General features: G+C 71.6%; 21 protein-coding genes and 1 pseudogene. 20 read left to right on the forward strand and 2 right to left on the reverse strand.

Going from position 1 to position 18,985, the window contains the following annotated elements; genetic code table 11:
* The 10 genes from hisD to OG520_RS29975 all read left to right on the forward strand — a co-directional run bounded on the left by hisD (window position 1) and on the right by OG520_RS29975 (window position 7,856).
* Window positions 1–1,323, forward strand: coding sequence for a histidinol dehydrogenase (gene hisD / locus OG520_RS29930; protein ID WP_385326951.1), 1,323 nt, complete (start codon window positions 1–3; stop codon window positions 1,321–1,323).
* On the forward strand, window positions 1,320–2,453 hold the full coding sequence (locus OG520_RS29935; protein WP_406015233.1) for a histidinol-phosphate transaminase: 1,134 nt from the start codon (window positions 1,320–1,322) through the stop codon (window positions 2,451–2,453). Before hisD ends, OG520_RS29935 begins: the two co-directional genes overlap by 4 nt.
* Window positions 2,454–2,568: 115 nt before the next feature.
* Complete coding sequence (hisB, locus tag OG520_RS29940; protein ID WP_406015234.1) at window positions 2,569–3,165, forward strand: imidazoleglycerol-phosphate dehydratase HisB; 597 nt, start codon at window positions 2,569–2,571, stop codon at window positions 3,163–3,165.
* Window positions 3,162–3,329 carry a hypothetical protein gene (locus OG520_RS29945; RefSeq protein ID WP_399325835.1) on the forward strand — a complete coding sequence of 56 codons (168 nt, stop codon included), beginning with the start codon at window positions 3,162–3,164 and terminating at the stop codon, window positions 3,327–3,329. The genes hisB and OG520_RS29945 overlap by 4 nt, the downstream gene beginning before the upstream one ends.
* 10 nt (window positions 3,330–3,339) lie before the next feature.
* Window positions 3,340–3,981 carry an imidazole glycerol phosphate synthase subunit HisH gene (hisH, locus tag OG520_RS29950; RefSeq protein WP_266420552.1) on the forward strand — a complete coding sequence of 214 codons (642 nt, stop codon included), beginning with the start codon at window positions 3,340–3,342 and terminating at the stop codon, window positions 3,979–3,981.
* Entirely contained in the window at window positions 3,981–4,706 is a 726-nt protein-coding gene (gene priA, locus OG520_RS29955; protein ID WP_093543489.1) for a bifunctional 1-(5-phosphoribosyl)-5-((5-phosphoribosylamino)methylideneamino)imidazole-4-carboxamide isomerase/phosphoribosylanthranilate isomerase PriA, read from the forward strand. Before hisH ends, priA begins: the two co-directional genes overlap by 1 nt.
* Entirely contained in the window at window positions 4,703–5,101 is a 399-nt protein-coding gene (locus OG520_RS29960) for a RidA family protein (RefSeq protein WP_266420556.1), read from the forward strand. Before priA ends, OG520_RS29960 begins: the two co-directional genes overlap by 4 nt.
* A complete protein-coding gene (gene hisF, locus OG520_RS29965) occupies window positions 5,098–5,853 on the forward strand; it encodes an imidazole glycerol phosphate synthase subunit HisF (RefSeq protein WP_266420558.1) in 756 nt (251 codons plus the stop codon). Before OG520_RS29960 ends, hisF begins: the two co-directional genes overlap by 4 nt.
* A 145-nt stretch (window positions 5,854–5,998) precedes the next feature.
* Window positions 5,999–6,586: an ArsR/SmtB family transcription factor gene (locus OG520_RS29970; protein WP_406015235.1), complete on the forward strand. Its 588-nt coding sequence runs from the start codon at window positions 5,999–6,001 to the stop codon at window positions 6,584–6,586.
* Between the two features lie 25 nt (window positions 6,587–6,611).
* A complete protein-coding gene (locus OG520_RS29975) occupies window positions 6,612–7,856 on the forward strand; it encodes an MFS transporter (RefSeq protein WP_399325829.1) in 1,245 nt (414 codons plus the stop codon).
* A 4-nt stretch (window positions 7,857–7,860) separates the two neighbouring features.
* Here the strand turns inward: OG520_RS29975 and OG520_RS29980 are convergent, their stop codons facing one another.
* A complete protein-coding gene (locus tag OG520_RS29980) occupies window positions 7,861–8,493 on the reverse strand; it encodes a TIGR03085 family metal-binding protein (RefSeq protein ID WP_389970182.1) in 633 nt (210 codons plus the stop codon).
* 84 nt (window positions 8,494–8,577) lie between these two features.
* Here OG520_RS29980 and hisI point away from each other — a divergent pair, with 84 nt between their 5' ends.
* The 10 genes from hisI to lgt all read left to right on the forward strand — a co-directional run bounded on the left by hisI (window position 8,578) and on the right by lgt (window position 17,571).
* Window positions 8,578–8,961 (forward strand): phosphoribosyl-AMP cyclohydrolase, encoded by a 384-nt coding sequence (gene hisI, locus OG520_RS29985; RefSeq protein ID WP_093543499.1) that lies wholly within the window; start codon window positions 8,578–8,580, stop codon window positions 8,959–8,961.
* Window positions 8,897–10,468, forward strand: a complete 1,572-nt coding sequence (locus OG520_RS29990; RefSeq protein ID WP_406015236.1) for an anthranilate synthase component I — start codon at window positions 8,897–8,899, stop codon at window positions 10,466–10,468. The genes hisI and OG520_RS29990 overlap by 65 nt, the downstream gene beginning before the upstream one ends.
* A 14-nt stretch (window positions 10,469–10,482) precedes the next feature.
* Complete coding sequence (locus tag OG520_RS29995; protein ID WP_399325823.1) at window positions 10,483–11,136, forward strand: TIGR02234 family membrane protein; 654 nt, start codon at window positions 10,483–10,485, stop codon at window positions 11,134–11,136.
* 119 nt (window positions 11,137–11,255) lie between these two features.
* The gene (locus tag OG520_RS30000; RefSeq protein ID WP_399325822.1) at window positions 11,256–11,504 is read left to right on the forward strand and encodes an HGxxPAAW family protein; all 249 of its coding nucleotides are present in this window, start codon (window positions 11,256–11,258) and stop codon (window positions 11,502–11,504) included.
* A gap of 167 nt (window positions 11,505–11,671) precedes the next feature.
* Complete coding sequence (locus OG520_RS30005; RefSeq protein WP_406016598.1) at window positions 11,672–12,118, forward strand: DUF2752 domain-containing protein; 447 nt, start codon at window positions 11,672–11,674, stop codon at window positions 12,116–12,118.
* Window positions 12,119–12,233: 115 nt separating this feature from the next.
* Window positions 12,234–13,043 (forward strand): indole-3-glycerol phosphate synthase TrpC, encoded by an 810-nt coding sequence (gene trpC, locus OG520_RS30010; protein WP_406015237.1) that lies wholly within the window; start codon window positions 12,234–12,236, stop codon window positions 13,041–13,043.
* A 415-nt stretch (window positions 13,044–13,458) separates the two neighbouring features.
* Entirely contained in the window at window positions 13,459–14,739 is a 1,281-nt protein-coding gene (gene trpB, locus OG520_RS30015; RefSeq protein WP_399325820.1) for a tryptophan synthase subunit beta, read from the forward strand.
* Window positions 14,736–15,548: a tryptophan synthase subunit alpha gene (gene trpA / locus OG520_RS30020; RefSeq protein ID WP_406015238.1), complete on the forward strand. Its 813-nt coding sequence runs from the start codon at window positions 14,736–14,738 to the stop codon at window positions 15,546–15,548. The genes trpB and trpA overlap by 4 nt, the downstream gene beginning before the upstream one ends.
* A gap of 74 nt (window positions 15,549–15,622) precedes the next feature.
* On the forward strand, window positions 15,623–16,447 hold the full coding sequence (locus OG520_RS30025; RefSeq protein ID WP_406015239.1) for a thioredoxin domain-containing protein: 825 nt from the start codon (window positions 15,623–15,625) through the stop codon (window positions 16,445–16,447).
* Between the two features lie 110 nt (window positions 16,448–16,557).
* Window positions 16,558–17,571 carry a prolipoprotein diacylglyceryl transferase gene (lgt, locus tag OG520_RS30030; RefSeq protein ID WP_406015240.1) on the forward strand — a complete coding sequence of 338 codons (1,014 nt, stop codon included), beginning with the start codon at window positions 16,558–16,560 and terminating at the stop codon, window positions 17,569–17,571.
* Between the two features lie 74 nt (window positions 17,572–17,645).
* Here the strand turns inward: lgt and OG520_RS30035 are convergent.
* A pseudogene (locus OG520_RS30035) lies at window positions 17,646–18,823 on the reverse strand (IS30 family transposase).
* Window positions 18,824–18,985: the final 162 nt, after the last annotated feature.

Here is an 18,985-nt window from a genome sequence, read left to right on the forward strand (position 1 = left end):
GTGATCTCTCGAATCGATCTGCGCGGCAATGCCCTCCCCGAGGGTGGAGCCCTGCGCGACCTGCTGCCCCGTGCCGAGTTCGACGTGGAAGCCGCCCTGGAGACGGTGCGGCCCATCTGCGAGGACGTACGCCATCGTGGCTCCGCGGCAGTGATCGAGTGGGGGGAGAAATTCGACGGCGTACGGATCGACTCGATCCGGGTCCCGGCCGCGGCGATCACCGAGGCCGTCGAACAGCTCGATCCGGCCGTGCGGGCCGCCCTGGAGGAGTCGATCCGCCGCGCCCGCCTCGTCCACCGCGAGCAGCGCCGCACCACGCACACCACCCAGGTCGTCCCCGGCGGCACCGTCACCGAGAAGTGGGTGCCGGTCGAGCGCGTCGGGCTCTACGTCCCGGGCGGGCGCTCCGTCTACCCGTCGTCCGTGGTCATGAACGTCGTACCGGCCCAGGAAGCGGGCGTCGAGGGCATCGCCGTCGCCTCCCCGCCGCAGAAGGACTTCGGCGGTCTGCCGCACCCCACCATCCTCGCCGCCTGCGCCCTGCTCGGCGTCGACGAGGTGTACGCGGCCGGCGGCGCCCAGGCCGTCGCGATGTTCGCGTACGGAACGGCCGAATGTCTTCCGGTGAACCTCGTCACCGGCCCCGGCAACATCTTCGTCGCCGCCGCCAAGCGCCTCCTCAAGGGCCGCATCGGCATCGACGCGGAGGCGGGCCCCACCGAGATCGCGATCCTCGCGGACTCCACCGCCGACCCGGTGCACGTCGCCGCCGACCTGATCAGCCAGGCCGAGCACGACCCGATGGCCGCGGCGGTCCTCGTCACCGACTCCGCGGAACTGGCCGCGGCCACCGAGGCCGAGCTGAAGCCGCAGATCGCCGCGACCAAGCACGTCACCGACCGGATCGAGCCCGCGCTGGCCGGCCGCCAGTCCGCGATCGTCCTGGTCAACGACCTGGAGGACGGCCTCAAGGTCGTCGACGCGTACGCCGCCGAGCACCTGGAGATCCAGACCGCCGACGCCGCCGCCGTCGCCGACCGGGTCCGCAACGCCGGCGCGATCTTCGTCGGCCCCTGGGCCCCGGTCTCGCTCGGCGACTACTGCGCCGGCTCCAACCACGTGCTGCCCACCGGCGGCTGCGCCTGCCACTCCTCGGGCCTCTCCGTGCAGTCCTTCCTGCGCGGCATCCACATCGTCGACTACACGCGCGACGCGCTCGCCGAGGTCACCCACCACGTCGTGACCCTCGCCGAGGCGGAGGACCTCCCCGCCCACGGCGCCGCGCTCAAGGCCAGGTTCGGCTGGAAGGTCCCGCAGCAGTGACGAACAGCGACACCCCTCGCAAGACCACCCGCATCGACGATCTCCCGATCCGCGACGAACTGCGCGGCAAGTCCCCCTACGGGGCGCCGCAGCTCGACGTACCCGTGCGGCTGAACACCAACGAGAACCCCTACCCGCTGCCCGAGGCGCTCGTCGACCGGATCGCCGAGCGGGTCCGCGAGGCCGCCCGCGACCTCAACCGCTACCCCGACCGGGACGCCGTCGAGCTCCGCACCGAACTGGCCCGCTACCTCACCCGCACCGCCGGGCACGAGGTCGCCCTCGCCAACGTCTGGGCGGCCAACGGCTCCAACGAGGTGCTCCAGCAGCTGCTCCAGACCTTCGGCGGCCCCGGCCGCACCGCGATCGCCTTCGAGCCCTCGTACTCCATGCACGCCCTCATCGCCCGCGGCACCGGCACCGCCTGGATCTCCGGACCGCGCAACGAGGACTTCACCATCGATGTCGAGGCCGCCCGCGAGGCCATCGCCGAGCACCGGCCCGACGTCGTCTTCATCACCTCCCCCAACAACCCCACCGGCACGGCCGTCGACGCCGGGACCGTGCTCGCGCTCCACGACGCGGCCCAGGCGGCCAGGCCGTCGATGGTCGTCGTCGACGAGGCGTACGGCGAGTTCAGCCACCACGCCTCGCTGCTCCCGCTGATCGAGGGCCGGCCGAACATGGTGCTCTCGCGCACCATGTCGAAGGCGTTCGGCGCCGCCGGACTGCGCCTGGGCTACCTCGCCGCCGACCCGGCCGTGGTGGACGCGGTCCAGCTGGTGCGGCTGCCGTACCACCTGTCCTCCGTCACCCAGGCCACCGCGCTCGCCGCCCTGGAGCACACCGATACGCTGCTCGGATACGTCGCGCAGCTCAAGAGCGAGCGCGACCGGATCGTCACCGAGCTGCGCGCTCTCGGCTACGACGTCACCGACTCGGACGCCAACTTCGTCCAGTTCGGCCGCTTCGCCGACAGCCACACCGCCTGGCAGCGGATCCTCGACCGGGGCGTCCTGGTCCGGGACAACGGCGTACCGGGATGGCTGCGGGTCTCCGCGGGCACCCCGGCAGAGAACGACGCGTTCCTCGACGCGGCACGCGAACTGAAGAAGGAGCACGACGCATGAGCCCCCGCGCAGGCCGCGTACCGCATCTCCCGGGCAACGTCCCCCGGACCCCCAGCCGACACGGGGCCGACCGCGATCCGGCCCGGCGAGGCGAGCACAACCAAGGAGCAAGCGCATGAGCCCCCGCGTAGGCCGCGTGGAACGCACCACCAAGGAAACCTCGGTGCTCGTCGAGATAAACCTCGACGGCACCGGCAAGGTCGATGTGTCGACCGGGGTCGGTTTCTACGACCACATGCTCGACCAGCTCGGCCGACACGGGCTCTTCGACCTCACGGTCAAGACCGACGGCGATCTGCACATCGACTCGCACCACACCATCGAGGACACCGCCCTCGCCCTCGGCGCCGCGTTCAAGCAGGCCCTCGGCGACAAGGTCGGCATCTACCGCTTCGGCAACTGCACCGTCCCGCTGGACGAGTCGCTGGCCCAGGTCACCGTCGACCTGTCCGGCCGCCCCTACCTGGTGCACACCGAGCCGGAGATCATGGCGCCGATGATCGGCGCGTACGACACGACGATGACCCGGCACATCCTGGAGTCCTTCGTCGCGCAGGCGCAGATCGCCCTGCACGTCCACGTGCCGTACGGGCGCAACGCCCACCACATCGTGGAGTGCCAGTTCAAGGCGCTCGCCCGCGCCCTGCGCTACGCCAGCGAGCACGACCCGCGCGCCGCCGGGATCCTTCCCTCCACGAAGGGCGCGCTGTGACCGGCCTCAACACCATCCTGATCGTCCTCGGCCTCTTCCTGGCCGGCGGCGTCTACTCCTTCTCGAAGCAGGGCATGCCCAAGGGCGTCATCGTCCTGCTCTCGATCGCCTCCGTGATGTGCCTGGTTGCAGGCATTATGCGGATCCAGGGACTCTGGGACTGAGGAACGAGCTGTGAGCGACAACAAGAAGGTCGTCGTCTTCGACTACGGCTTCGGCAACGTCCGCTCCGCCGAACGGGCCCTCGCCCACGTCGGCGCGGACGTCGAGATCACCCGCGACTTCGAGAAGGCGATGAACGCCGACGGGCTGCTGGTGCCCGGCGTCGGCGCGTTCTCCGCGTGCATGGACGGGCTGAAGAAGGCCCGCGGCGAATGGATCGTCGGCCGCAGGCTCTCCGGCGGCCGCCCCGTCATGGGCATCTGCGTCGGTATGCAGATCCTCTTCGAGCGCGGCATCGAGCACGGTGTGGAGACGGAGGGCCTGGACGAATGGCCCGGCACCGTCGCCCCGCTGAAGGCCCCGGTCGTCCCGCACATGGGCTGGAACACCGTGCGGGCCCCCGAGGACTCCCAGCTCTTCGCCGGTCTCGACCCCGAGGCCCGGTTCTACTTCGTGCACTCCTACGCGGTGCACGACTGGAGCCTGGAAGTCACCAACCCCAAGATCCGCGCCCCCCGGGTCACCTGGGCCACCCACGGCGAGCCGTTCGTCGCCGCCGTGGAGAACGGCGCCCTGTGGGCCACCCAGTTCCACCCCGAGAAGTCCGGCGATGCCGGCGCCCAGCTGCTGACCAACTGGATCGAGACGCTGTAATGCCGAAGCTTGAACTGCTCCCCGCCGTCGACGTCCGCGACGGCCAGGCCGTCCGCCTCGTCCACGGCGAGTCCGGCTCCGAGACCTCCTACGGTTCCCCGCTGGAGGCCGCCCTCGCCTGGCAGCGTGCCGGGGCCGAGTGGCTGCACCTCGTCGACCTGGACGCCGCCTTCGGCACCGGGGACAACCGCGCGCTGATCGCCGAGGTGGCCGGCGCCATGGACATCAAGGTCGAGCTCTCCGGCGGCATCCGCGACGACGCCTCGCTCGCCGCCGCCCTCGCCACCGGCTGCCGCCGGGTCAACCTCGGCACCGCCGCCCTGGAGACGCCGGAGTGGGTCGCCAAGGTCATCGCCGAGCACGGCGACCAGATCGCCGTCGGCCTGGACGTCCGCGGCACGACGCTGCGCGGCCGCGGCTGGACCCGCGACGGCGGCGACCTCTACGAGACGCTCGCCCGCCTCGACTCCGAGGGCTGCGCCCGCTACGTCGTCACCGACATCGCCAAGGACGGCACGCTCCAGGGCCCCAACCTGGAGCTCCTGAAGAACGTCTGCGCCGCCACCGACAAGCCCGTCGTCGCCTCCGGCGGCGTCTCCTCGCTGGACGACCTGCGGGCCATCGCCTCGCTCGTCCCGGACGGCGTCGAGGGCGCGATCGTCGGAAAGGCGCTCTACGCGAAGGCGTTCACCCTCGAAGAAGCACTCCAGGCGGTCTCCGGATGAGCGACTCCGTCAACCGTGTCTCCTCCGGCGCCCCGTGGGAGGAGAAGTTCGGCTACTCCCGCGCGGTGGAGCTGCCGAACGGCCTCGTCCTGGTGGCCGGCTGCACCTCGGTGGAGAACGGACAGATCTCCGCCGGCGGCCCGTACGAGCAGACCGTCACCTCCTTCAAGGTCGCCTTCGACGCGCTGAAGCAGCTCGGTCTGGGCCGCGAGGACGTCGTCCGTACCCGGATGTACATCACGCACGCCCGGGACGTGGACGAGGTCGGCCGCGCCCACAAGGAGCTCTTCGACGACGTCCGCCCCGCCGCCTCGATGATCATCGTGTCCGGTTTCGTGGACCCGAGCCTGGTCGTCGAGGTCGAGGTCGAGGCCTACCGGGCAGGTGCGCGATGAGCCTCGCGGTACGCGTCATCCCGTGCCTGGACGTCGACAACGGCCGGGTCGTCAAGGGCGTCAACTTCCAGAACCTGCGCGACGCGGGCGACCCCGTCGAGATGGCGAAGCTGTACGACGCCGAGGGCGCCGACGAGCTGACCTTCCTGGACATCACCGCGTCCAGCGGTGACCGGGAGACCACCTACGACGTGGTGCGCCGCACCGCCGAGCAGGTCTTCATCCCGCTCACGGTCGGCGGCGGCGTCCGTACCGCCGACGACGTCGACAAGCTGCTGCGGGCCGGTGCGGACAAGGTCGGCGTCAACACCGCCGCCATCGCCCGCCCCGACCTCATCCGGGAGATCGCCGAGCGCTTCGGCCGCCAGGTCCTGGTGCTCTCCGTGGACGCCCGGCGCACCCCCGCCGGCACCTTCGAGGTCACCACGCACGGCGGCCGCAAGGGCACCGGCATCGACGCCGTCGAATGGGCGCACCGGGCCGCCGAGCTGGGCGCGGGCGAGATCCTGCTCAACTCGATGGACGCGGACGGCACCAAGGACGGCTACGACACCGAGATGATCACGGCGGTACGGAAGCACGTGACCGTCCCCGTCATCGCCTCCGGCGGCGCCGGCCGGCTCGCGCACTTCGCACCCGCCATCGCGGCGGGCGCCGACGCGGTGCTCGCCGCGTCCGTCTTCCACTTCGGCGATCTGCGGATCTCCGAGGTCAAGAACGCGCTCAGGGAGGCCGGACACCCCGTCCGCTGACCCGCGGTACCCATCGAGCCCATCGCCGGGCGGAGCCGATTCATCGGCCCCGCCCGGCGATGGGCTTTTCCACGGCCCACGAACCCGCAGCTTTTATTGCGCAATAAAGATTGCGCAAGTTTCCTTTCCTATTTACGGTGGGGGCATGGCAAGCAAGGAATCGCGCCGGGTCTCGGACCTGGAGACCCTGAAAGCGTTCGGACACCCCCTGCGGATGAAGCTCTACCGGGCGCTCCACATCGCCCGTGAGGCCACCGCGTCCCAGCTGGCCGAGCAGGTCGACGAGGCGGTCTCACTGGTCAGCTACCACCTGCGCAAGCTCGCCGACCACGGCCTGATCGAGGAGGCCGAGCAGCAGGGCAAGGACGGCCGCGAACGCTGGTGGCAACCCGCCTCGAACGGACTGAACTTCCACGACGAGGACTTCAGCGACGCCCCCGAGAAGGCCGCCACGCACGCCGCCGTCGGCCGGCTCTCCTTCGACCAGCACATCGAGCTGTACCGCCGCTACCTCGACTCCACCCAGTCCTGGGCCCCCGAGTGGCGCAGCGCCTCCTTCGCCTCCGAGTGCCTGCCCCGGCTCACCGCCGAGGAGCTCGCCGCGCTCGCCCGCGAGATGCACGAGCTGATCAACCGCTACCAGGACGCCGCCCGCGTCCGCGAGGAAGCCGGCGATTCGGACGGCCGTGAACAAGTCGCGCTGCACGTGTACGGATTCCCGTTCCGGACCTGAACCGGCCCCCCGAGGAGGACGATCCATGACCGTCACCGCCACACCCGCGCAAGCCGCCGAACGCCCCGCCCACCGCGACGCCAACGTCCTGCGCTGGCTCGGCGCCCACACCGCCTCGATGATCGGCGACAGCGTCTACTACATGGCGCTCGCCTGGGCCGCCGCCCGCACCGGCAGCGACGCCCAGACCGGGATCGTCCTCGCCGTCGGCTCCATACCCCGGGCCGTGCTGATGCTCGGCGGGGGAGTGCTCGCCGACCGGATCGGACCGCGCCGCGTCGTCATCGGCAGCGACGCCGCCCGCTGCCTGGTCGTCCTCGGCCTGGCCGGCGCCCTGCTGCTCACCTCGCCCGCCCTGTGGATGCTGATCGCCGTCGCGCTGGTCTTCGGCGTGGTCGACGCCCTCTTCCTGCCCGCCGTCGGCGCCCTGCCGCCCCGGATCACCACCGCCGGACAGCTGGCCCGCGTCCAGGGCCTGCGCGGGCTCGCCACCCGTATCGCCAATGTCGTCGGAGCGCCGCTCGGCGGTCTCGCGGTGGCCCTCGGCGGACCGACGCTCGCCTTCGCCGCGGCCGGGGTGCTCTTCGCCGTGTCGCTGCCGCTGCTCCTGTCCCTGCGGATCCGCCCGCTGCCCGATCAGGACGGCGCCGAACCGTCCGGCACCGCCCGGCGCGAACTGGCCGACGGGCTGCGCCACATCCGCCGCCACCCGCTGCTCGGGCCTCTGATGATCGTCGTCGCCGTCAGCGAGCTGGGCTTCGTCGGACCGCTCAACCTCGGACTGGTCCTGCTGGTCCGCGAGCGCGGCTGGGGGGCGTCCGGCATGGGCTGGATCATCGCCGCGTTCGGCATCGGCGCCGGTGCGACGGCGCTGCTGCTCGCCGTGCGCGGCCGGGTGCCGCGCGCGGGGCTGGTGATGTGCCTGACGGTGCTGACCGGCGCGGTCGCCATCGGCGCCCTGGCGTACATGCCCTCGGTGGCCCTCGCCGCCGCCACGGCGGTCTGCGTCGGGCTCTTCGCGGGCCTCGGCGGCTCCCTGTGCGGCGCCCTGATCCAGACCGTCACCGAACCCGCCTACCTCGGCCGGGTCACCTCGGTCTCGACGCTCTTCACCCACGCCATCGCCCCGCTCAGCTACCCGGTCACGGGAGCGGCCGTCGCGGTCTGGGGGACCGGCCCGGTCTTCGTCACCAGCGCCGCGGTGTGCGCCGCGGGGGCGACGGCGGGCCTGGCCTTCACCCGGCTGCGCCGCGCGGAACTCCCGGGCTGAGGCCCTACATCCCCAGCTCCGCCGTGTGCAGCCGGTCCACCGCCTCCTTGTCGCCCTCCAGGCCCACCGTCGCCGCGTCCTGCCGCCCGAATGCGAAGAGCAGCAGCTCGCCCGGCTCGCCGGTGACCGTCACCACCGGGGTGCCCTTGTGCGCCACCGCCGTCTGGCCGTCCGGGCGGCGCAGCACCAGACCCACCGGGGACCGGCGGCCCAGCAGCCGGGCCGTCCTTTCGGCGCGCGACCACAGCAGATCGGCGAACACCGGGTCCAGCTCGCGCCGCGACCAGTCCGGCTGGGCCCGGCGGACATCCTCCGCGTGGATGTAGAACTCCACCGTGTTGGCGGCCTCGTCCAGCTGCTTCACGGCGTACGGGGAGAACCTCGGCGGCCCCGTACGGATCAGCTGGATCAGCTCCTCGTACGGCTTCGCGGCGAATTCGGCCTGCACCCGTTCGAGCCGGTTCCGCAGCGCGCCCAGCAGAATCCCGCCCGCCGCGTCCGGCCGCCTTTCCCGGACCACCACATGGGCGGCCAGGTCCCGGGTCGTCCAGCCGTGGCACAGGGTCGGGGCCTCCGGTCCCGCCGCCTCCAACAGGTCGGCGAGCAGAAGTCGTTCACGCTTCGCATGGGTCGACATGCTCGCCAGCGTACGACCGCCGCACGCGGTCCGCCCAGTGGACGCCGCACGGAAACGCCCCCGCGGCCACGGCACAATGGGCGCATGACCAGCGCGCCCACGCCCAGCACTCCGCCGCCGTCCGGCAACCTCGACCCGGCCATCGCGGCCCGCCTCAAGCGCGGTGCCGACGGACTCGTCCCGGCCATCGCCCAGCAGTACGACACCGGCGAGGTGCTGATGCTCGGCTGGATGGACGACGAGGCCCTGCACCGCACCCTCACCACCGGCCGCTGCACCTACTGGTCCCGCAGCCGCCAGGAGTACTGGGTCAAGGGAGACACCTCGGGCCACATCCAGCAGGTCAAGTCCGTCGCCCTCGACTGTGACGCCGACACCGTCCTCGTCAGGGTCGACCAGACGGGTGCCGCCTGCCACACCGGCGACCGCACCTGCTTCGACGCCGACGTCCTCCCGCTCGCGCAGTAAAGGGCCAGCCGCCATGGATCTCGACACCTTCCGCAAACTCGCCGTCGACCGGCGCGTCATCCCCGTCAGCCGCAGGCTCCTCGCGGACGGCGACACCCCGGTGGGGCTCTACCGCAAACTCGCGGGCGAGCGCAGCGGCACCTTCCTCCTGGAGTCCGCGGAGAACGGCCGCACCTGGTCGCGCTACTCCTTCATCGGGGTACGCAGCGCCGCCACCCTCACCGCACGCGACGGACAGGCCCACTGGCTGGGCGTCCCGCCCGTCGGCGTCCCCGTCGACGGCGACCCGCTGGAGGCCCTGCGCGCCACCATCGAGACCCTGCACACCCCGCGCGACCTGGTCGTCGACGACGGGCTGCCCCCGTTCACCGGCGGCATGGTCGGCTACCTCGGCTACGACATCGTGCGCCGCCTGGAGAAGATCGGCGACAGCGGCGAGGACGACCTGCACGTCCCCGAGCTGACGATGCTGCTCACCTCGGACCTGGCCGTGCTCGACCACTGGGACGGCAGCGTCCTGCTGATCGCCAACGCGATCAACCACAACGACCTCTCGACCGGCGTCGACGAGGCGTACGCGGACGCCGTCGCCCGTCTCGACGCCATGGAACGGGACCTCTCCCGCCCCGTCCAGAACACCCCCGCCGCCCTCCCGCCGTCCGAGCTGCCCCCGTACACCGCGCTGTGGGGCGGCGCGGCGTACCAGGACGCCGTCGAGGACGTGAAGGAACGCATCAGGGCCGGCGAGGCCTTCCAGGTCGTCCCCTCCCAGCGCTTCGAAACCCCGTGCACGGCAAGCGCGTTGGACGTCTACCGGGTGCTGCGCGCCACCAACCCGTCGCCGTACATGTACCTCTTCCGGTTCGACGGCTTCGACGTCGCGGGCTCCAGCCCGGAGGCCCTCGTCAAGGTCGAGGACGGACACGCCATGGTCCACCCGATCGCCGGGACCCGGCACCGCGGCGCCACCCCGCAGGAGGACCAGGCGCTCGCCGACGAGCTCCTCGCCGACCCGAAGGAACGCGCCGAGCACCTGATGCTGGTCGACCTCGGCCGCAACGACCTCGGGCGGGTCTGCGCACCCGGCACCGTCGAGGTCGTCGACTTCATGTCGATCGAGCGGTACTCGCACGTGATGCACATCGTCTCCACCGTCACCGGCCGCGTCGCCGAGGGCCGCACCGCCTTCGACGTCCTCACCGCCTGCTTCCCCGCGGGCACCCTCTCCGGCGCCCCCAAGCCCCGCGCGATGCAGATCATCGAGGAACTCGAACCGACCCGCCGCGGACTGTACGGAGGCTGCGTCGGCTATCTCGACTTCGCCGGGGACTCCGACACCGCCATCGCCATCCGCACCGCCCTGCTCCGCGACGGCACGGCGTACGTCCAGGCCGGAGCGGGCGTCGTCGCCGACTCCGACCCGGTCGCCGAGGACACCGAATGCCGCAACAAGGCCGCGGCGGTCCTCCGCGCGGTGCATACGGCCAACCGGCTCCACGGCGCGTGAGGCGGTAGGGGATAGTGGAGTACGTGAGTGCTGTCCCCGTACCCCAGCCCCGTGCCCGAGCCGCCACCGCGCCCGACACCTCGGGAAGCCGCCGCAGCCTGGCCGCCGGTCTGCTCCTCGGGGCGGCCGGCGCCACCGTCGTCCTGCTCGCCTCCGGCCAGACCTGGGCCGAGGGCGAGGCGTCCGTCGGCGGCGGCTCGCTGCCCCTGACCGCCGACGGCCAGGACGTCACCGGCCTCCCGGCGGCCCTCGCCATAGTCGCCCTGGCCGCCCTCGTCGCCGTCTTCGCGGTCCGCGGGGCCTCCCGGCTGCTCGTCGCCGGGCTCCTCGCCCTCAGCGGCCTCGGTGCCGGACTGAGCGCCTGCCTCGGCGCCTCCGACAGCGCGGCGCTCGACGAGAAGGCCGCCCAGTCCACCGGCGACGCCTCGGCGACCATCGACGCGCTCACCCACACCGCGTGGCCCTACGTCACCGCGGCCGGCGGCCTGCTGATCCTGCTCGCCGGGCTGCTCGCCCTGCGGTACGGGAAGCTCTGGCCCACCATGTCGGGACGGTACGAACGGGACGGCACCCCCCGCCCCCGCAAGGCCGCCCGCACCGCCCCGGACCCGGACCGGCCCGAGGACCTCTGGAAGGCCCTGGACCGCGGCGAGGACCCGACGCGGTAGAAGACCCCCAGCTCACGTCCTACCCGTACGTACGGGACAATGAAGCCGAGCTCTCAGCACAGCAGCACCAGCTTTGCGTACAGCGATACCCACAGCGCAACACCAACAAGGAGCAACTCATGGCGGGCAGCAGCCACGGACACACCCCGGCCGCCTGGACCGGTGTCATCATCTCCTTCATCGGCTTCTGCGTCGCAGGCGTCTTCATGGTCGCGGCCAACCCCGTCGGCTTCTGGGCCGGAATCGCCGTCGTCCTCCTCGGCGGGGTCGTCGGCCTCGCGATGAAGGTCGCGGGCCTCGGCATGCCGAAGGAGTCCGCGGAGATGGCCCAGGCACGGGCCCGCGCCGCACAGGCCCAGGTCTCCTGACGCCACGCGGCACCCGTACGCATGCGAGGCGCAGCCCGCTCCGGGCTGCGCCTTTCCGCGTCAGCGGGGACAATCACCGGGTGGACGCATCGCCTACCCCCGCCGCCGCAGCACCGGCCCCGGCCCCCGGGCCCGGTCCCGGTCTGCCGATGACCGGACAGCCGCCCATGTCCGGCCATCCGTCACCGCCGGTCTTCCCCCCGGCCCCCGTACCCGTCTCGCGTGTCCGGCGGCTGGCCACGCCGGTGGGCGTCATGGCCGTCGTCGTCGGTGCGTTCGGCTACGTCGGTGCCGTCGACCCCAACCAGCCCGGCCACTACCCGCTCTGCCCGCTGCTCCGGTTCACCGGGCTCTACTGTCCGGGCTGCGGGGGCCTGCGCAGCGCCCACGCCGTCGCGCACGGCGACATCGCCGCCGCCCTCGGGTCCAACGCGCTCGCCGTCGTCGGCTACACGGTCTTCGCCGTCCTGTGGGCGGTCTGGATGGTCCGCGCCGCCCGGGGCAGGCCGATGAGCGTCGCGGCGAAACCTGTGGTCTGGTGGGGGATCGGGGCCGTACTGCTGATCTTCTCGGTCGTCCGGAATCTACCGATCGGCTCCGTTCTGGCCCCTTGAATGCCCAGGTAGTGGGACATTCGCCCACCGGATTCGGGCCCTTCGCCCTCCTGCGGATAGCATTGACATGGCTGATCCTGTTCCCTCATCACTGTTCCGGAAGGGGGCCGCTCGCGTGAGTGTGCTCGACGAGATCATCGACGGCGTACGCGCCGACCTCGCAGAGCGGCAGGCGCGTGTCAGCCTCGACGAGCTGAAGGAACGCGCCGCGCGCGCTCCCGGAGCCAAGGACGGAGTCGCCGCCCTGCGTGGCGAGGGCGTGACCGTCATCTGCGAGGTCAAGCGTTCCAGCCCCTCCAAGGGGGCCCTGGCTGCCATCGCCGACCCGGCCGCGCTCGCCGCGGACTACGAGGCGGGCGGCGCGTCCGTCATCTCGGTCCTCACCGAGGAGCGCCGCTTCGGCGGTTCGCTCGCCGACCTGGAGGCCGTCCGCGCCAAGGTCGACATCCCGGTCCTGCGCAAGGACTTCATCGTCACCTCGTACCAGCTCTGGGAGGCCCGCGCCTACGGTGCCGATCTCGCCCTGCTGATCGTCGCCGCCCTCGACCAGGAGGCCCTGGTCTCCCTGATCGAGCGCGCCGAGTCCATCGGCCTGACGCCGCTGGTCGAGGTGCACGACGAGGAGGAGGCGGAGCGTGCCGTGGACGCCGGGGCGAAGATCATCGGTGTCAACGCGCGCAACCTGAAGGACCTCAAGGTCGACCGCTCCGTCTTCGAGCGCGTCGCCCCCGAGATCCCGGCCCACATCGTCAGGGTCGCCGAGTCCGGCGTCCGCGGCCCGCACGACCTGATCGCGTACGCCAACGCGGGCGCCGACGCGGTGCTCGTGGGCGAGTCGCTGGTCACCGGCCGCGACCCGCGGGCCGCCGTCGCCGACCTGGTCGCCGCCGGCGCCCACCCGGCGCTCCGGCACGGACGGGGCTGACCCGACCCGTGTCCGCCGAACGCCCCGCGTCCCGTCCCCGGCGGGGCCTGCGCCCCACCGGAGCGACGGCCCGGGTCCCGCACGCCCCGCCGGCACGCGGCTGCCTCCCGCCCGTCGCTCGCCACCACCCTCAACCGAGCCGCTGCGCGCCGCCCTTCTGGCATCGCGGCTGCCGCGCGCCCGCGCGCCGTGTGCACGGCCGGCGGGTGCGGTACGTGATCGGCGACGAGCCCGGCCAGGTCAACGGCATGCGATGGCGCACGGGGTCCGCGCTGTAGCGAGCCCCGGCCGACGTACCCGCACCACTCCCCTCGTACGTACGACCGCACCGCCCGACCGATCGCCGGTCGCGGTGGCGCTCTGCTCACGGCGCATACGGTGAACCCACCCATTGCGATGTCGAGGAGCACGTCGGATGTCATCTGACTTCTTCATTCCGGACCCGGAGGGTCTGATCCCCAGCGCCGAGGGGTACTTCGGTGCGTTCGGCGGCAAGTTCATCCCGGAGGCGCTCGTCGCCGCCGTGGACGAGGTCGCCGTCGAGTACGACAAGGCGAAGGCCGATCCGGCCTTCGCCGCCGAGCTCAACGAGCTCATGGTCAACTACACCGGCCGGCCGAGCGCGCTGACCGAGGTCCCGCGTTTCGCGGAGCACGCGGGCGGCGCCCGGATCTTCCTCAAGCGCGAGGACCTCAACCACACCGGCTCGCACAAGATCAACAACGTGCTGGGCCAGGCGCTGCTCACCAAGCGCATGGGCAAGACCCGGGTCATCGCCGAGACCGGCGCCGGCCAGCACGGCGTCGCCACCGCGACCGCCTGCGCGCTCTTCGGCCTCGAATGCACCATCTACATGGGTGAGATCGACACCGAGCGGCAGGCGCTGAACGTGGCGCGGATGCGGATGCTCGGCGCCGAGGTCATCTCCGTGAAGTCCGGCTCCAGGACCCTCAAGGACGCCATCAACGAGGCGTTCCGCGACTGGGTCGCCAATGTGGACCGCACGCACTACCTCTTCGGCACCGTCGCGGGACCGCACCCCTTCCCGGCCATGGTCCGCGACTTCCACCGGGTCATCGGCGTCGAGGCCCGCCGCCAGATCCTGGAGCGGACCGGCCGGCTGCCGGACGCCGCCATCGCCTGCGTCGGCGGCGGCTCCAACGCCATCGGGCTCTTCCACGCCTTCATCCCGGACGCCCGCGTCCGGCTGATCGGCTGCGAGCCCGCCGGACACGGCGTGGAGACCGGCGAGCACGCGGCGACCCTGACCGCGGGCGAGCCCGGCATCCTGCACGGCTCGCGCAGTTACGTCCTCCAGGACGACGAGGGCCAGATCACCGAGCCGTACTCCATCTCGGCCGGTCTCGACTACCCGGGCATCGGCCCGGAGCACTCGTACCTCAAGGACATCGGCCGCGGCGAGTACCGCGCGGTCACCGACGACGCCGCCATGCAGTCGCTGCGCCTCCTCTCCCGCACCGAGGGGATCATCCCGGCCATCGAGAGCGCCCATGCGCTGGCCGGGGCCCTGGAGGTCGGCCAGGAGCTCGGCAAGGACGGGCTGATCGTGGTCAATCTGTCCGGCCGCGGCGACAAGGACATGGACACCGCAGCCCGCTACTTCGGGCTGTACGACGAGACCGACGGGGTCGTCGAGGCCGATGTGGCCGACGGGGAAGAGGAGGTCACCAGGTGAGCGGCAATGTGGAGCTGTTGAGTGCCTCCCTCGCGCAGGCGAAGGCGGAGGACCGGGCCGCGCTCATCGCGTACCTCCCGGCCGGATTCCCGACCGTCGACGGCGGGATCGAGGCCGTGAAGGCGGTCGTGGCGGGCGGCGCGGACATCGTCGAGGTGGGGCTGCCGCACAGCGACCCGGTGCTCGACGGACCGGTCATCCAGACCGCCGACGACATCGCCCTGCGCGGCGGTGTGCGGATCGCCGACGTGATGCGCACGGTCCGTGAGGCGTACGCGGCGACCGGTGTCCCGATCCTCGTCATGACGTACTGGAACCCGATCGACCGGTACGGCGTCGAGCGCTTCACCGCCGAGCTCGCCGAGGCGGGCGGCGCCGGGTGCATCCTGCCCGACCTGCCGGTCCAGGAGTCCGCGCTGTGGCGCGAGCACGCCGACAAGCACGGTCTGGCGACCGTCTTCGTCGTCGCGCCGAGCAGCAAGGACGAGCGCCTCGCCACCATCACCGCGGCCGGCTCCGGCTTCGTCTACGCGGCCTCGCTGATGGGTGTCACCGGCACCCGCGAGTCGGTCGGCGACCAGGCCCAGGACCTGGTCCGGCGGACCCGCGCGACGACGGCCCTGCCGGTCTGCGTCGGCCTGGGTGTCTCCAACGCCCGGCAGGCCGCCGAGGTGGCGGGCTTCGCCGACGGGGTGATCGTCGGCTCCGCCTTCGTCAAGGCGATGCTGGACGCCCCCGACGAGGCGGCCGGCCTGGCCGCCGTCCGCTCCCTGGCGGGCCAACTCGCCGAAGGCGTTCGAAAGCGCTGAATCGGGTGTAACCCAAAAGGGTGGACCTGGACCGGGGAGGCACGCACGTGCCTCCCCGGTTCGTTGCTGCGGGTGTGAGCGAGAAGAACGAACAGGGAAAAAGGGCCGCGCGAGACCGGCTCGTCCAGCAGCGCGAGCGCCAGAAGGCGGGCGAGCGCCGCAGGCGCACGCTGATCGTCACCAGTGCGGTGGTGGGTGTGCTGGCGCTGGCCGCCGTCGTCGGCGTGATCGCCGCGAATTCGGGCGGCAAGACCGACAAGAGCGAGGCGGGCCCCGCCGTCGCACCGTCCGGCGCGATCGGGAAGGACAGCCTGGCCATCGGGGTCGGCGCGGACAACGCCCCGTCCACGCTCACCATCTGGGAGGATTTCCGCTGCCCGGTCTGCGCCCAGTTCGAGAACGCGTTCCGCGACGCGATCCACCAGCTGGAGAACACCGGACAGGTCAAGGTCGAGTACCACCTCGCCACGCTCATCGACGGCAATCTCGGCGGCAGCGGCTCGCTGCGCGCGGCCAACGCGGCGGCCTGCGCCCAGGACGCCGGCAAGTTCCCCGCGTACCACGACGTGCTCTACCGCAACCAGCCGCAGGAGACCGACGACGCCTTCGGCGACAACGCCAAGCTGATCGAGCTCTCGGGGAAGGTCCCGGGACTCGACACGCCCGGTTTCCGCAGCTGTGTGGACGACGGCAAGCACGACAGCTGGGTCAAGAAGTCCAACACGGCGTTCCAGAACGGCGGATTCCAGGGCACACCGACCGCGCTGCTCAACGGGGAATCGATCTTCCCGAAGAAGGGGAACGAGCCGATCACCACGGCGAATCTGAAGAAGTGGGTGGCCGAGGCCAACAAGGGCAAGAAGCCGGGCACGGTCACCCCGGCCCCGTCGGGCTCCTGACCGCTCCCCGGGCGGAGTCCGGCAAGGGGAATCGATGACCTGCCCGTTACCCATACGTTGTCGGGTGGGTTGCCGTACGCCCCACCCGGCAAGGTAGCGTCGACCCTGCCATGGACCTTGCCTTCATTCCCAGCCCGTCGACCGGCGTGATCGATCTCGGCCCGATCCCGCTCCGCGGCTACGCGTTCTGCATCATCATCGGTGTCTTCGTCGCCGTCTGGTTCGGCAACAAGCGCTGGGTCGCCCGGGGAGGCAGATCCGGCACCGTTGCCGACATCGCCGTCTGGGCCGTGCCCTTCGGCCTCGTCGGTGGCCGGCTCTACCACGTCATCACCGACTACCAGCTCTACTTCAGCGACGGTCAGAACTGGGTCGACGCCTTCAAGATCTGGCAGGGCGGCCTCGGCATCTGGGGCGCGATTGCGCTCGGTGCCGTCGGCGCCTGGATCGGCTGCCGCCGCCGCGGGATCCCGCTGCCCGCCTGGGCCGACGCGCTCGCCCCCGGCATCGCCCTGGCCCAGGCCTGCGGCCGCTGGGGCAACTGGTTCAACCAGGAGCTGTACGGCAAGCCGACCGACCTGCCGTGGGCGCTGAAGATCAGCGAGGGCCCCAACCGGGTCGCCGGCACCTACCACCCGACGTTTCTCTACGAGTCGCTGTGGTGCGTCGGTGTCGCCCTCCTGGTGATCTGGGCGGACCGCCGCTTCAAGCTCGGGCACGGCCGGGCGTTCGCCCTGTACGTCGCCGCGTACTGCGCGGGGCGGGCCTGGATCGAGTACATGCGGGTCGACGAGGCCCACCACATCCTGGGCCTGCGCCTGAACGTGTGGACCGCGCTGATCGTGTTCGTGCTGGCCGTCGTGTACATCGTGATCTCGGCGAAGGTACGGCCGGGGCGCGAGGAGGTCGTGGAGCCGGGGGCCGCTGAGGACGCGGCGGACGCTGAGGGCGCTGAGGACACGGCGGACGCCACCGATGCCGAGGGCGTCGAGGCCGCCAAGGCCGCCAAGGCCGTCAAGGGCGACGCGGACAAGGGTCCGAAGGGCGACGGTGATACCGAGCGCACGGATGCCGCCAGGACACCGGAGAAGAACGGCGCCGCGGAGGCGGCCAAGAACGGCTGAGCCGTGTGAACCCATGCGAAGGGGCCCCGGACCGACTGGGGCGGATTCTCGGGGTCCTCGCAACACCTGATGGCCTATGCGGTCGTCAGTAGATCACGCAGGCGCTCGGCTGGGGTTCTCCAGCCGAGCGTTTTGCGTGGTCGGCCGTTGAGTTGCTGAGCGACGTGTTCGAGGTCTGCGGCGCTGTGCACGGACAGGTCGGTGCTCTTGGGGAAGTACTGCCGCAGCAGACCGTTGGTGTTCTCGTTCGATCCGCGCTGCCGGGGGAGTGCGGATCGCAGAAGTAGACCGGTACTCCCGTGGCGACGGTGAACTGCTTGTGCGCGGCCATCTCGCAGCCCTGGTCCCAGGTCAGCGAGCCGCGCAGGTGCGCGGGCAGGGTCTGGATCAAGGGCACCAGCACGTCACGGACCTCCTCGGCGGTGTGTCCGCCGGGCAGATGCCCGAGCATGACGTAGCGGGTGGAACGCTCGACCAACGTCACGATCGCGCTCTCGCTGCGGGGGCCGACGATCAGATCGCCCTCCCAGTGGCCGGGCACCGCCCGGTCCTCGACCTCGGCAGGCCGCTCGGAGATCATCACCATCTCGTCGACGAACCGGCGAGTGCGCTGCTCCGGGCCACGGTGTGGCTTGCGGCGGGTGCGCCCGGTGCGCAGCGCGAGTGCGATCTCGCGCCGCAGCCCGCCACGGGCCTGGACATAGATCGCCTGGTAGACCGTCTCCGGACTCACCCGCATACCCTCGTCGTCGGGGAACTCCATGACCAGAGCGTGACAGATCTGCTCGGGTGACCACTGCTGCTGCAGTTTGCCCGCGACGTACTCGCGCAGCGGACCGTCGTGGGCGAGCTTGGACTGCTTGGGGCGTGCCCGGCTCTTCGCCCAGGCCCGCTGTGCCCGGTGGGGCTGATAGACGCCCTCGACGCAACGGGCATCGATCTCACGTTTGACGGTGGATGCCGGCCGGCCCAGTGCCCGTCCGATCGCCCGCAGTGAGCGGCCCTCACGACGCATGTCGGCGATCAACTCCCGCTCGGCCACCGTCAGGAACCGTGGGTGCAGCTCGGCTTCGACTGCCGCAAGAGAGGGCGCCGACGTGACGGCGACGGTGCTGGTCATGCCCGTTGTGTAGTCGATCCTTCGCCCATCGGGGTGCAGGCGCGCGTTGCCGATCTTCCGGATCCCGCGGTCCCAGTCCTTGGCTGTGCGCTCGTGGACCCCGACCTGCGCCGCGGCATCCCGTCGTCGCACCCCCGACGCGCGAAGCCGGTCGTACTCCGCCCGCCCCGGATGCCCACTGGTGCCCGTCTTCCCACGACCACGGACGCCGGCCTTCCGCGCCCAGCCCGCCGCCGTGTGTCGGCTCACCCCAACCGCCCGAGCAGCACCCGAGACACTCCCGTTCTCCCGGTC

It is taken from the genome of Streptomyces sp. NBC_00984 (assembly GCF_045162475.1).
GTDB lineage: Bacteria > Actinomycetota > Actinomycetes > Streptomycetales > Streptomycetaceae > Streptomyces.

What these genes read in the sequence shown, in the direction of transcription:
- hisB (WP_406015234.1), top strand. Translation starts at nt 2,569, where the DNA reads ATGAGCCCCCGCGTAGGCCGCGTGGAACGCACCACCAAGGAAACCTCG.
- priA (WP_093543489.1), top strand. Translation starts at nt 3,981, where the DNA reads ATGCCGAAGCTTGAACTGCTCCCCGCCGTCGACGTCCGCGACGGCCAG.
- OG520_RS29960 (WP_266420556.1), top strand. Translation starts at nt 4,703, where the DNA reads ATGAGCGACTCCGTCAACCGTGTCTCCTCCGGCGCCCCGTGGGAGGAG.
- hisF (WP_266420558.1), top strand. Translation starts at nt 5,098, where the DNA reads ATGAGCCTCGCGGTACGCGTCATCCCGTGCCTGGACGTCGACAACGGC.
- OG520_RS29970 (WP_406015235.1), top strand. Translation starts at nt 5,999, where the DNA reads ATGGCAAGCAAGGAATCGCGCCGGGTCTCGGACCTGGAGACCCTGAAA.
- OG520_RS29975 (WP_399325829.1), top strand. Translation starts at nt 6,612, where the DNA reads ATGACCGTCACCGCCACACCCGCGCAAGCCGCCGAACGCCCCGCCCAC.
- OG520_RS29980 (WP_389970182.1), bottom strand. Translation starts at nt 8,493, where the DNA reads ATGTCGACCCATGCGAAGCGTGAACGACTTCTGCTCGCCGACCTGTTG.
- hisI (WP_093543499.1), top strand. Translation starts at nt 8,578, where the DNA reads ATGACCAGCGCGCCCACGCCCAGCACTCCGCCGCCGTCCGGCAACCTC.
- OG520_RS30000 (WP_399325822.1), top strand. Translation starts at nt 11,256, where the DNA reads ATGGCGGGCAGCAGCCACGGACACACCCCGGCCGCCTGGACCGGTGTC.
- OG520_RS30005 (WP_406016598.1), top strand. Translation starts at nt 11,672, where the DNA reads ATGTCCGGCCATCCGTCACCGCCGGTCTTCCCCCCGGCCCCCGTACCC.
- trpB (WP_399325820.1), top strand. Translation starts at nt 13,459, where the DNA reads ATGTCATCTGACTTCTTCATTCCGGACCCGGAGGGTCTGATCCCCAGC.
- lgt (WP_406015240.1), top strand. Translation starts at nt 16,558, where the DNA reads ATGGACCTTGCCTTCATTCCCAGCCCGTCGACCGGCGTGATCGATCTC.